The sequence below is a fragment of the Capnocytophaga stomatis genome (genome assembly GCF_002302635.1).
In the GTDB taxonomy this organism is placed as follows: Bacteria; Bacteroidota; Bacteroidia; order Flavobacteriales; family Flavobacteriaceae; genus Capnocytophaga; species Capnocytophaga stomatis.
On the sequence record NZ_CP022387.1, the window covers coordinates 899683 to 911709 of the forward strand.

General features: G+C 38.2%; 11 protein-coding genes. 5 read left to right on the top strand and 6 right to left on the bottom strand.

The window, feature by feature from the left end; translation table 11 throughout:
* Positions 1-37: 37 nt before the first annotated feature.
* The 4 genes from CGC58_RS03975 to CGC58_RS03990 all read right to left on the bottom strand — a co-directional run bounded on the left by CGC58_RS03975 (position 38) and on the right by CGC58_RS03990 (position 4273).
* Positions 38-1714, bottom strand: coding sequence for a formate--tetrahydrofolate ligase (locus tag CGC58_RS03975; protein WP_095895217.1), 1677 nt, complete (start codon positions 1712-1714; stop codon positions 38-40).
* 102 nt (positions 1715-1816) lie between these two features.
* On the bottom strand, positions 1817-2776 hold the full coding sequence (locus tag CGC58_RS03980) for an NAD(P)H-dependent flavin oxidoreductase (protein WP_095895218.1): 960 nt from the start codon (positions 2774-2776) through the stop codon (positions 1817-1819).
* A 79-nt stretch (positions 2777-2855) separates the two neighbouring features.
* Positions 2856-3806, bottom strand: a complete 951-nt coding sequence (locus tag CGC58_RS03985) for a phosphoribosylaminoimidazolesuccinocarboxamide synthase (RefSeq protein WP_095897104.1) — start codon at positions 3804-3806, stop codon at positions 2856-2858.
* A gap of 167 nt (positions 3807-3973) precedes the next feature.
* A complete protein-coding gene (locus tag CGC58_RS03990; protein ID WP_095895219.1) occupies positions 3974-4273 on the bottom strand; it encodes a thioredoxin family protein in 300 nt (99 codons plus the stop codon).
* Positions 4274-4609: 336 nt separating this feature from the next.
* On the opposite strand from CGC58_RS03990, the gene CGC58_RS03995 reads away from it, so the two are divergent.
* From CGC58_RS03995 to CGC58_RS04015, 5 genes are read left to right on the top strand one after another with little or no spacing between them, the layout of a single operon-like run.
* Entirely contained in the window at positions 4610-5509 is a 900-nt protein-coding gene (locus CGC58_RS03995) for a DUF1835 domain-containing protein (protein ID WP_095895220.1), read from the top strand.
* Between the two features lie 45 nt (positions 5510-5554).
* Complete coding sequence (locus tag CGC58_RS04000) at positions 5555-6430, top strand: nucleoside phosphorylase (protein ID WP_095895221.1); 876 nt, start codon at positions 5555-5557, stop codon at positions 6428-6430.
* A gap of 2 nt (positions 6431-6432) precedes the next feature.
* Complete coding sequence (locus CGC58_RS04005; protein WP_095895222.1) at positions 6433-6804, top strand: Na(+)-translocating NADH-quinone reductase subunit F; 372 nt, start codon at positions 6433-6435, stop codon at positions 6802-6804.
* Positions 6805-6827: 23 nt separating this feature from the next.
* On the top strand, positions 6828-7826 hold the full coding sequence (locus CGC58_RS04010; RefSeq protein ID WP_095895223.1) for an FAD:protein FMN transferase: 999 nt from the start codon (positions 6828-6830) through the stop codon (positions 7824-7826).
* Between the two features lie 30 nt (positions 7827-7856).
* On the top strand, positions 7857-8549 hold the full coding sequence (locus tag CGC58_RS04015; RefSeq protein ID WP_095895224.1) for a 5'-methylthioadenosine/adenosylhomocysteine nucleosidase: 693 nt from the start codon (positions 7857-7859) through the stop codon (positions 8547-8549).
* 548 nt (positions 8550-9097) lie between these two features.
* Here the strand turns inward: CGC58_RS04015 and CGC58_RS04020 are convergent.
* On the bottom strand, positions 9098-9862 hold the full coding sequence (locus CGC58_RS04020) for a DUF6261 family protein (protein ID WP_095895225.1): 765 nt from the start codon (positions 9860-9862) through the stop codon (positions 9098-9100).
* Positions 9863-10383: 521 nt separating this feature from the next.
* Positions 10384-12009, bottom strand: coding sequence for an L-glutamate gamma-semialdehyde dehydrogenase (gene pruA, locus CGC58_RS04025; RefSeq protein WP_095895226.1), 1626 nt, complete (start codon positions 12007-12009; stop codon positions 10384-10386).
* Between the last annotated feature and the right edge of the window lie 18 nt (positions 12010-12027).

Genomic DNA, 12027 nt, shown 5'->3' on the forward strand with positions numbered 1-12027 from the left:
ATTGTTAATCCTTCTTGCCCATTTTGTAATGCTTCTTTTAAGAAAGTCCGGTGATAACGCCATTATCATCGATATCCATTCCTTCGGCAGCGGGAACGCTTGGCAAGCCCGGCATACGCATCGTATCTCCCAAAATAGGAATGACAAAACCTGCACCCGAAGCAAACTCGAACTCGCGTACCGTTACTTCAAAATCGGTAGGACGTGCCAACTTCTTGTCATCATCACTTAATGACTTTGGCGTTTTTACCATACAAACAGGCATCTTATCGAAACCAAGTTTGTTGATGTTTTTCAGTTGGGTACGAGCTTTTGAAGTGTAATTCACGCTACTTGCTCCATAAATTTCTTTGGCAATTGTTTCGATTTTCTCTTCGATTGAAATAGCGTGGTCGTACAACGGTTTGAAGTTGCTTTCTCCGCTTTCGGCGATTTCAACCACAGCTTGGGCAAGCTCTTTTGTTCCTTCGCCACCTTGTGCAAATCCTTTGGAAACCACAGCCTTAACACCTTTTTTATGACATACTTCTTGAATGTACTTGATTTCCTCTTCGCTGTCGTTCGGGAAGTTATTAATCGCCACGACTGCCTTTAAGCCAAACTTCTGCACATTCTCGATGTGTTTTTCCAAGTTTCCGATGCCCTTTTTCACCTTTTCGAGACTTGATGTATTGTATTCCTCCTTCACGGCACCTCCGTGGTGACGCAATGCACGCACTGTGGCAACGATTACCGCAGCGTTGGGAGCAATTCCCGCAGAAACGCACTTGATGTCCAAGAACTTTTCAGCCCCTAAATCGGCTCCGAAACCGGCTTCCGTAACGGTGTACTCACTGAGCGACATTCCCATCTTCGTTGCCAGAACTGTGTTCGTTCCTTGTGCGATGCTGGCGAAAGGTCCTCCGTGTAAAATGGCAGGATTATTCTCCAAAGTTTGCACTAAATTCGGTTTGATGGCATCTTTTAAGAGCAAAGCCATCGCTCCCACAACATTTAAATCACGAGCGAAAACAGGGGAACCGTCGAATTTCTTCCCGACGTAAATGTTTCCGATACGGCGTTTCAAGTCCGAGAAGTTTTCTGACAGACAAAGGATTGCCATAATCTCGGAAGCAGGCGTGATGTTAAATCCGTCCTCTCGGGGAACACCATTTGCACTTCCGCCCAACCCGATAACGATTTGGCGAAGAGCGCGGTCGTTCATATCCATCACGCGTTTCCAAACAACGGTGCGTGGGTCAATCCCGATGGAATGTGTTTTGCTTTGGATGTTGTTGTCGATAACAGCAGCAAGCAGGTTGTTGGCTTTTTCAATAGCGGAAAAGTCGCCGGTGAAGTGCAAATTGATGTCCTCCATCGGAACTACTTGCGAGTAGCCTCCGCCCGCGGCTCCGCCTTTAATCCCGAAAACAGGACCTAAGCTGGGTTCGCGTAAAACCGCCACGGCTTGCTTCCCGATTTTGTTGAGCCCTTCGGTAAGCCCGATACTTACGGTTGTTTTACCTTCTCCCGCAGGTGTGGGCGTGATGGCGGTAACTAAAATCAGTTTGTTTTTCTTGATTTTCTCCTTGTCGATGAGCGTAAGCGGCAATTTGGCTTTGTATTTCCCGTATTGCTCCAAATCGTCTTCGTTGATGTTCAGTTTTTTGGCAACTTCCTTAATGTGTTGCATCTTCGCATTTTGTGCGATTTCTAAATCGGTTGGAAAACTCATATGTTTTATCTTTTAAGTAATTTTAAATTAAAAAATGTTACAATTTGAGTTCCAAAGGTACACATATTTTTTTTAGAAAACAATCTAAATCACAAAACGTTTTTAAAAGTTAAGCTTTCCGAGTTGATTCAATTCTGATAAAGCAAAGTTATATTCATCTATGATTTCCTGAAAAACCTCCGAAACAGGCTGTATCTTATCAATTACAGAAGCGATCTGACCAATTTCAAGCTCGCCTTCCGTCAAATCACCTTCAAACATTCCTTTTTTGGTGCGTCCTTTTCCCAAAAGCTTCTTGATATTCTCAGCCGAAGCCTCTCCACTTCGGTAAAGCTCCAAAACTTGTTCATAAAACGGATTCTTCAACAGACGAACAGGAGCTAATTCTTTCAAAGTAAGAATTGTATCTCCTTCGTCCGCCTCCAAAACACGTTGTTTGAAATTGATATGTGAAGAAGCCTCATTGGTTGCAACAAAACGAGAACCAATTTGCACCCCGTCGGCTCCGAGAGCCATTGCAGCAAGCATTCCCCTACCCGTGCCAATACCTCCCGCAGCAATAAGCGGAACGTTACTATGCCGTTTCACCGAAGGAATAAGTGTCATAGTTGTGGTCTCCTCACGTCCGTTATGTCCTCCGGCTTCAAAGCCTTCCGCCACGATGGCATCAACACCTGCATTTTGAGCTTTCAACGCAAATTTTGAACTACTTACCACGTGAGCAACTTTTATTCCTTCTTTTTGAAGTACCGATGTCCAAATTTCTGGATTTCCTGCCGAAGTAAAAACAATTTTCACCCCTTCCTCAATAATGATTTCCATCAATTTATCGATATCAGGATACATAATCGGAATATTTACCCCGAAAGGTTTGTCAGTTGCTTTTCTGCATTTTTGGATGTGTTCCCGAAGCACTTCCGGATACATTGACCCCGCCCCAAGCAGTCCCAAACCTCCTGCATTACTAACTGCCGACACCAATCGCCAGCCACTTGCCCAAACCATTCCTCCTTGAACAATCGGGTATTTTATGTTGAAAATTTCTGTTATTCTTGTTTTCATTTTTCTAAAAATAAAGCCCAAAACTTAAAGTGTATCACTCCAAGTATTGAGCTTTTGGTTAATTTTATTCTCTTATAAATTACTTTTTCAAATAATTCATCACATTGTCATAAATACGTTTTTCAATGTTTGAAACATCGGCTTTAACGAATTTTTCTCCCATTATATTTTCATAAAGTTCAATGTAACGCTCTGAAACAGTGTTTATATATTCATCACTCATTTCAGGAACTTGTTGTCCTTCTTTTCCTTGAAATCCGTTGGAAATAAGCCACTGACGAACAAATTCTTTCGAAAGCTGTTTCTGCGGCTCACCTTTTCGCTGACGCTCCTCGTAGCCTTCTTTATAAAAATATCGGGAAGAATCAGGTGTGTGAATTTCGTCAATCAGCACGATTTTTCCATCTTTTGTTTTTCCGAATTCATATTTGGTATCAACCAAGATAAGTCCTCGTTGAGCTGCAATTTCTGTTCCTCGTGCAAAAAGTGCATATGTATATTTTTCCAAAACTTCATAATCCTCAGCACTCACGATTCCTTTTGCGATGATATCTTCCTTTGAAATATCCTCATCGTGCTCCCCGTTATCGGCTTTGGTGGCAGGTGTGATAATCGGATGTGGAAAAACATCATTTTCTTTCATTCCTTCAGGAAGAGATACGCCACAAAGTTTTCGTTTCCCTGCTTTGTACTCGCGTGCTGCGTGCCCTGCCAAGTAACCACGGATGACCATTTCCACCTTGAAAGGTTCGCACAAATGCCCCACCGCCACATTAGGGTCAGGAGTTGCGACAAGCCAATTCGGAACGATGTCTTCTGTTTGTTGCATAAACTTGGTCGCTATCTGATTTAAAATCTGACCTTTATACGGAATTCCCTTTGGCATAACCACATCAAAAGCCGAAAGACGGTCAGTGGCAATCATCACTAAAAGATCATTTTCAAGGTGATAAACCTCACGCACTTTCCCTTTATACACCGACTTTTGACCAGGGAAATTAAAATTGGTAGCTGTAATTGTATTACTCATAATATTTGAACATTCAACTAATTTAAACTTTTGATTATTAGCCTTCAAGAAAGCCTTTCTTTAGCACGCAAAAGTAGAAAATTAACTTGAAAAGGCAAAAAAAAACAACCAATAACGGCTGTTGTACTTCGTAATTTTGCTTTTTCAAGGACTTGGAAATCTCTGACCTAATTTATGTATTTACTCAACTCTAAGGAAATTACATCGCTGTCCTGAAAGCCTTCCTCTCTCCACACAAGCTCTCTTTTATTATAAATGACAAGCGTAGGCAATCCGTTCACTTTCAGTGCCTTTGTAAGTTCTTTATTTTTATCTACATCTATTTTAACAACCTTCACACGATTGCCCATTATTGAAAGAATCTCTCTCAAAACGGCATTCATATGCATTGAAGGCTCGTGCCAATCTGCAAAAAAACAAATAAGAACGGGAGTATTTACATCAATTACGTCACCAAATTTTTCCATAGATTTTTTCCTCAATTAAAACAGGACAAATATACGACTTTTGATAACAAATATCATTTTTTTAATAAAATTTTATGTTTTTCGTCCAGTTTTAATAAGTTTTATCTCATTAACAAATAAAAAATCATTGACACAATAATTCGTTCTGAACTCAGTTAAAGAAATCACCATAAAACACTAATAACAAACATATTAACAAAAATTTATTCACTAAGAAGACCTTAAAAATTTTTCATCAATAAAAATTTAACAATGCTAAAAAGCATAAAATTTTGACCAACCAATTATTTTTTTTCGTAGGTTTGCCAATGCGTATAAACTAAAAAAATCACGATTATGCGAAAAGTACTACACATTATAGGGAACAAAAATGCTTCTGAAGTACTGAAAAAAATGGATACAAATTCGGAAGTAATTACTTGGAATGAAATGCTTTGCGAAGGAAGAACTTCTACGGATGTTGGCAGTGAGAATTTTTGGAAAAATCGTTACAATTTCTTCAAAAATGAGTACAAAACAGGAAAATCTTCTTTTATTGAGAGTGTACTGAAAGAATATCGGAATTTATGCAATCAAAAAACACAAGATGAGGCAGTTTTGTGGTTTGATGAGGACTTACAAAGCCAAATAAATATGATTGCCGTAATGAGTTGGCTAAAAAAATATCGAAAAGATATACAAATTTCGTGGATAAATCACACAAACAGCAAACCAACACAAAAAGAACTAAAAATAAAGTACGAAAATCGAGTTTTCTTCAACCAAGATGACGTTGAGTACGCTGATTATATTTGGCAACTTTATTGTAGCGAATCTCCTTTACAATTAGAAAAACACATCAAAAACACACAAACCAACCTCACAGCACTTCCTTCAATTCTTGAAATCCATTTAAAAAGATTTCCTTCCGTAAAAAACGGACTGAATATCATTGAAAACGAAGCTCTTAAAGAATCTATCGGTTTTAAAGGAGATAAAAATGTATTCATCAATCATTTGGTTAAAATTCAGCCCAATTTTGGTTATTCGGCAATGCAATATGAAGGAATTATAGAAAAACTTAAACCTTTATTTTCTTCATTAAATCCTCTGAAAATCAATATTCAAGGAGGAAGCGTTTTGAAAAACGAAACAAATATGTATCCCATTTTACGAAATGAAAATGAATACTTAGGAGGCAGTTTAAAATATGATTTCCTGTATTACGACACATCGAACAAAATTCTGAAATTATAGTTTAAATATACCTCAAAATCAATAACATCATTAATACAACGAAATATGATTCGAGAGTCTGAATTGATTTTAAATCCTGATGGAAGTATTTATCATCTGAATTTAAAGCCCGAACAAGTAGCCACAACCATCATTTTGGTTGGCGACCAGAATAGAGTAGCACGCATTAGTGCTCATTTTGATACGATTGAACATCAAGTACAAAAAAGAGAATTCTGCACACATACAGGAACTTACAAAGGAAAACGCCTAATGGTAATTTCTACGGGAATTGGCCCTGATAATATTGACATCGTTATCAACGAATTGGATGCACTTTTCAATATTGATTTGGAAACACGGCAGCCTAAAAAAGAGCTTACTTCGTTGAATTTCATCCGTTTTGGAACTTCAGGTTCGCTACAAGCTGATATTCCCGTCGATAGCTTTGTGCTTTCATCCCACGGATTGGGAATGGATAATATGCTACACTCATACCTTGACATTCATCAAGTTACAGAAAAAGACATTGAAGACGCTTTCATAAAACACACCAATTGGAATGAAAACAAAGGACGTCCATACATCGTGGCTTGTGGCGAAACATTGAAGAAAAAGCTACTCACTTCTGAAGTTTTTGAAGGTATCACGGGAACGGCTCCCGGTTTCTATGGTCCTCAGGGGCGTGTACTCCGATTGGCTGTGCAAGATTCTGAATTGAATGACAAACTACACAATTTCAAATATAATAACTTCAGAATGACGAATTTGGAAATGGAAACTTCCGCAATTTACGGATTATCGAAATTGTTAGGGCATCAGGCTGTTTCGCTAAATGTAATCATCGCTAATCGAGCCAATGGGACTTTCACTAAAGACACCAAACAAGCAGTTGAAAAATTAATTGTTTTCGGGTTGAACCAAATAGCTAAAAACGTATAAAAATGTCGGCTATTGCATTGACTGGACAAGAGTTACACAACTTGGCAATGAACATTGTGGGAACGGCTTTACGTGATGAGCTACATTGGGAATTTCTTCTGGTAAACAGCCAATTAAAGAAAGACCCGCAGTTTGTTTGTGTAGATAAAAAAAATCAGAAACATTTCATAATCGTTCGGGCTGTTCCTTACGGAGAAGACCCTGATGCGTATGACCCCGCACTGATGCAAATCGTCAAAAAACACGCTGAAACTCACAACGCGAAAGCATATTTTGCCGGCGTGGGACTCACAAACATTGAAAATGAGGAATTTCCTATTTACAAAAACAAACCTTATCAAGTGAATTTCAAAGGACTTTTGGAAATTTTTTAATTGAGAAACATTTATTTTTTTGAATGAAAAAAATACTTTTTTTTGCAATTCTGGCAGCGTTGTTTTCCTGTTCTTCCAAAAAAGATAAAACACTCATAATCAAAGGAAAAGCACAAGGGAGTACATACGGAATTAAATACATTTCAAACAGCGACGAAAACCTAAAACCCGCCATTGATTCCATTTTGGAAGTTATTGATTTGTCAATGTCCACCTATCGTCCTGAATCGATTATTTCAAAGATTAATCAGGGTGAGAAAGTGAAAATAGACACACATTTTGAAAAAGTTTTCCTCGCTTCTCAAAAAATATGGCAAGAAAGCGAAGGTTTATTCGACCCTACGATAGGAATCTTAGTAAACGCTTGGGGATTTGGGAAAAACAAAACTCAAAAGAATCTTTCTCAAAAGGAAATCGATAGTTTGAAAAACTTTGTAGGCTTTCACAAAGTGCGACTGACTGAAGAAAAATACATTGAGAAAGAAAACCCTGCTATCTTCTTTGATTTCAATGCCATTGCCCAAGGATATACCGTAGATGTAATCGCCGATTTTCTAAAAGCCAAAAACATTCACAATTTTATCGTGGAAGTTGGCGGAGAACTATTCCTCAGTGGCAAAAATACCATCGAAAATAAAAAATGGACTATCGGCATTGAAGACCCTACCCTCCCTTCAGAAAAAAGAGACCTGATTACTACCGTGAAATTCGAAAATCAAGGATTGGCAACCTCAGGAAACTATCGGAAAATATGGACTGACAGCCTGACGGGCGAAAAATTCGTGCATTCCATCAACCCTAAAACCGGACAGGCAAAACAAAGCAATTTATTAAGTGCCACAGTAATAACAAGCTCGGCTATGTATGCAGACGGCTACGCCACAATGTTTATGATACTGGGTTTGGAAGAAACAAAGTCCTTTTTGGAAAATCACCCGGAACTAAACGTGTTATTGGTTTATAACGAAAACAATGAGGTCAAAACATTTATGACAAAAGGATTTCAAGAATTAAACGACTAAATCTCAGCCCAAAAATATCCACAATCAAAAATGAAAATCGGTATCATAGGAGCGATGGAGCTCGAAATAAATACATTAAAGAAAGAATTAAACGATATTAAGACAACCACAATCGGTTCGTTTGCATTTCACGAGGGGAAAATGCACGGCGTTTCCGTTGTAGTGCTTCTTTCGGGAATAGGAAAGGTAAGTGCTTCCGTGGGAACAACTTTACTCATTGAACACTTCCAACCGGATATGATTATCAATACAGGAACTGCGGGCGGATTAGGAACATCTTCCGTTCACGATATTATTTTAGCGAGCGAGGTTCGCCATCACGACGTTGACGTCACCGCATTCGGATATGAAATCGGGCAACAAGCACAGATGCCGGCTGCATATCTTCCTGACGATAAATGGTTTCAGTTAGCCAAATCCGTAGCCGAGAAACACAGTAATCAATTGCATTGCGGACTGGTAGTAAGCGGAGATTCCTTCATTTCCGACCCCAAACGCCTAAAACAAATTGAGAATACCTTCCCCAAAGCCAAAGCAGTTGAAATGGAAGCCGCAGCCATCGCACAGACTTGCTATTTGCTAAAAACTCCGTTTATTATGCTCCGAGCCATTTCCGATAAAGCCGGCGAAGGAGATGCTTCTTCCTACGAAAAGTTCGTTGTCGAAGCCGGAAAACTTTCTGCCGAAATAAACATTGATATTATCAAAAACATAGGAAATTAATGCCTCAAACTCATACGATTGAACAAATCCGCTGTTGAGAAACAATGCTTATAAGTAATATATACAAAAACCTACTTCTTTTCTCGGGAAGTAGGTTTTGTTTTATTCTTTCCCATTTTGGGAAAAGGTGATTTTAGTTCAGTTTACCTTATTTCTCTTTGAAAAAATCTTCTCTTGTAAATGTAAAAGGCAAAATATTTTCAGATGATGCAAATACATTATATTTCAAACAAAAAAAACTATTTTTCATATTGATTTATAAAAAAATAAAATCTTTTTCATCTACGTCATTCCGAGTGATTTGTGAAACGAAGTGAAACAAATTGTATCGAGGAGTAATAGTTCTCGATACACATTTTATCTACGTTACACTTCGATAAAATGCACTCGAACTGACGAAGGACATACATATTCAAATCCAAACAAAAAAGAAAAAGCCTTAATAAGTGATGTGAAATGATTAAATGAGAACCATACACCTAAAACTCACTTATTAAAGCCTTTAAAAAATAATATAAAATCAAATTTTCAATCAAAAATAGGCTCTTTTATTGTTCTTCGGGCTTATTTTTATCCTTTTTTGAGTTCGTTTTGGCAGCATTACGCCGAGCTATGATTGTATCTGCAAAGTATTTACGTCCGTTATTGATAACCCCGAGTGCTTTTGTGAAGAAATCATCATTACGAATACGAGCCAAAATAAAAGTATAGTCCGCTAAATCTTTATAAATATTGGTAAGCTCTTTTCTGAGCTCTTTCACATTGTAAGATGGTTTTTGTATTGCTTTGGAAGAGCGAATAGAAAATACTTCATTAAATTTTCTATTAGCTTCAGCCAGATTTGCAACAAATTTACCCAAAGATAATTCCTTAACAGCTTCCTTATATTCTTCATTTTGCAATCTCTCGGTGAGATTTGACAAACGATAAGTAGCTTGTTCATACCCGTCATTTTCTACGTTCTTATATTCTGAAAGAAGTAAACTAACGGTTGCAAAAGCGTCTTTTTCTTTTTGGTTATTTGAATACTTATAGGCGTTTGTAGCCGAACGAAGTGATTTAAGCAAATTATCTCTTTCTTTATCGGCTTTTTTAATTTTATCAGACTCTTCGCTACCTCTAACTTGGTCAAGTGCTTCATCAAAGGTCGGTTTTTTGGACTTGATAAGCTCAAAAAGTCGTTTGAAATCCGTATCTGTTTCCAAATCCAACCCCGAAGTTTCAAAATCTTCAAAAAAACGCACCAATAATTGGGCAAATTCCGTATTCTTTAAGCCGGAAAGATGAATGCTTGTCAATTTATAATTTTTCATAATGATATATTTTTTTAAAATTAAGTATTTTTGAGTTTAATTATTGTCATTTTGTATTGAGAAATGGTCAATAACTTTTATGAGACTATATTTTCAAACTGATTTCTGGTATTTTTACTCTTTTTGATATGAATTTTGATAAGAAATTAGCTAAAAAATATTTAAAACAGCTCGTCTCAAGTTGAGAAAACGCAAACTGAATTCATTTTATGATTTCTCAAGTTGAGAAATAGCAAATTGGTTTCAGTTGATGAAATCTCAGATTGAGAAAAGCTCTTTTAATGTTATTTTGCATTTTCTCAGGTTGAGATTTCGTAAATCAAATTCATTTTATCATTTCTCAAGTTAAGAAAATGATTTTACACTTTATTTCTGCTATTTTTATGTTGAGAAATCGTTTTTTGAAGTTCTGTAAGTTATTTTCTGTGTCGTGAAGATGTTTTTTAAAGTTGTATTGCATATTTTTAGAATAAATCTTTGCCAAATGAGTTTTGGCAAAGATTTATTTATTTGTAAACAGACTATCCTAAGAACGGATAACGATAATCCGTAGGAGAAACGAAGGTTTCTTTAATCAATCGAGGTGAAACCCAACGCAATAAGTTCTGAGCAGAACCTGCTTTGTCATTTGTCCCCGATGCACGAGCTCCACCGAAAGGCTGTTGCCCTACCACAGCTCCGGTTGGCTTGTCATTAATGTAAAAGTTTCCGGCTGCATCTTCCAACGCCTTTATTGCTTGGCTAAGAGCGTATCTGTCTTGTGAGAAAACAGCTCCCGTAAGTGCGTACTCCGAAGTTTCATCTACCAATTTGAGTGTTTCTTCCCATTTATTGTCATCATAAACATAAACTGTCACCACCGGACCGAAAAGCTCCGTTTCCATAGTTGCGTATTTCGGATTTGTAGTTACAATAACCGTAGGCTCAATGAAATATCCTTCCGATTTATCATAACCGCCCCCAACGAAAACCTCAGCATCGGCGTCTTTTTTTGCTTGGTCGATATATTTTGCCAATTTATCGAAAGAACTTTCGTGAATCACCGCAGTAATGAAGTTTTCCATATTCTCCGGAGAACCCATCTTGAAAGAAAGCACGTCTTCTTTAACAAAGTTTAAAATTTCATCAGCTTTCGATTTGGGAAGATACACGCGTGATGCTGCCGAACATTTTTGACCTTGAAACTCGAATGCCCCGCGTGTGATTGCCGTCGCCACTTGTTTAGAAATCGCCGACGGATGTGCAACGATGAAATCTTTCCCTCCGGTTTCGCCTACAATTTTCGGGTAGGTCTTATAATTGTGAATGTTATTGCCTATTTTTTTCCAGATGTCTTGGAACACACCTGTTGATCCCGTGAAATGAATTCCGGCGAAGTCAGCACTGGCAAGTAATGTTTCGGTAATCATTGCAGCGTCGCCATTGATGAAGTTGATTACCCCGTCAGGAAGTCCGGCTTCTTTGAAAATTTGCATAATTACGTTTGCTGAAAATACTTGGGCGTTACTTGGCTTCCAGATTACTACGTTCCCCATTAGGGCGGCACTTGCCGGAAGGTTACCCGAAATCGCAGTAAAGTTAAAAGGCGTAACCGCATACACGAATCCCTCTAACGGACGATATTCTACCCGATTCCAAACCCCGTCTGTAGATATCGGTTGGTCGTTGTAGATATTCGCCATAAATTCCACATTAAAACGAAGGAAGTCGATAAGTTCACAAGCCGAGTCAATCTCCGCCTGATGAATGGTTTTTGATTGTGCAATCATAGTGGCGGCATTGATTTTCGCCCGATAAGGTCCCGCGATGAGTTCGGCTGCTTTCAAAAAGATGGAAGCACGCTCTTGCCAAGGAAGGGCTGCCCATTTTTTGCGAGCCTCCAAAGCGGTTGCGATTGCCTTCTCCACGTGTTGTTTCTCCGCAAGATGATATGTACCTACCACGTGCTTATGATTGTGCGGGGCAGTCATATTTTTGGTTTTGCCAGTTCTGATTTGTTCCGCTCCAATATACAGAGGAACATCTATAGTACTGTTCCATAACTCTTTATACGCTTTGAGAACAGCCTCACGCTCGGGCGTTCCTTTCGCATACGATTTTACCGGCTCGTTTACAGCTTTCGGCACTTTAAAAAATCCTTTTCCCATTGTAATTAATTATTTAAG

What these genes read in the sequence shown, in the direction of transcription:
- CGC58_RS03995 (WP_095895220.1), top strand. Translation starts at nt 4,610, where the DNA reads ATGCGAAAAGTACTACACATTATAGGGAACAAAAATGCTTCTGAAGTA.
- CGC58_RS04020 (WP_095895225.1), bottom strand. Translation starts at nt 9,862, where the DNA reads ATGAAAAATTATAAATTGACAAGCATTCATCTTTCCGGCTTAAAGAAT.
- CGC58_RS03975 (WP_095895217.1), bottom strand. Translation starts at nt 1,714, where the DNA reads ATGAGTTTTCCAACCGATTTAGAAATCGCACAAAATGCGAAGATGCAA.
- pruA (WP_095895226.1), bottom strand. Translation starts at nt 12,009, where the DNA reads ATGGGAAAAGGATTTTTTAAAGTGCCGAAAGCTGTAAACGAGCCGGTA.
- CGC58_RS03980 (WP_095895218.1), bottom strand. Translation starts at nt 2,776, where the DNA reads ATGAAAACAAGAATAACAGAAATTTTCAACATAAAATACCCGATTGTT.
- CGC58_RS03990 (WP_095895219.1), bottom strand. Translation starts at nt 4,273, where the DNA reads ATGGAAAAATTTGGTGACGTAATTGATGTAAATACTCCCGTTCTTATT.
- CGC58_RS04015 (WP_095895224.1), top strand. Translation starts at nt 7,857, where the DNA reads ATGAAAATCGGTATCATAGGAGCGATGGAGCTCGAAATAAATACATTA.
- CGC58_RS04000 (WP_095895221.1), top strand. Translation starts at nt 5,555, where the DNA reads ATGATTCGAGAGTCTGAATTGATTTTAAATCCTGATGGAAGTATTTAT.
- CGC58_RS03985 (WP_095897104.1), bottom strand. Translation starts at nt 3,806, where the DNA reads ATGAGTAATACAATTACAGCTACCAATTTTAATTTCCCTGGTCAAAAG.
- CGC58_RS04005 (WP_095895222.1), top strand. Translation starts at nt 6,433, where the DNA reads ATGTCGGCTATTGCATTGACTGGACAAGAGTTACACAACTTGGCAATG.
- CGC58_RS04010 (WP_095895223.1), top strand. Translation starts at nt 6,828, where the DNA reads ATGAAAAAAATACTTTTTTTTGCAATTCTGGCAGCGTTGTTTTCCTGT.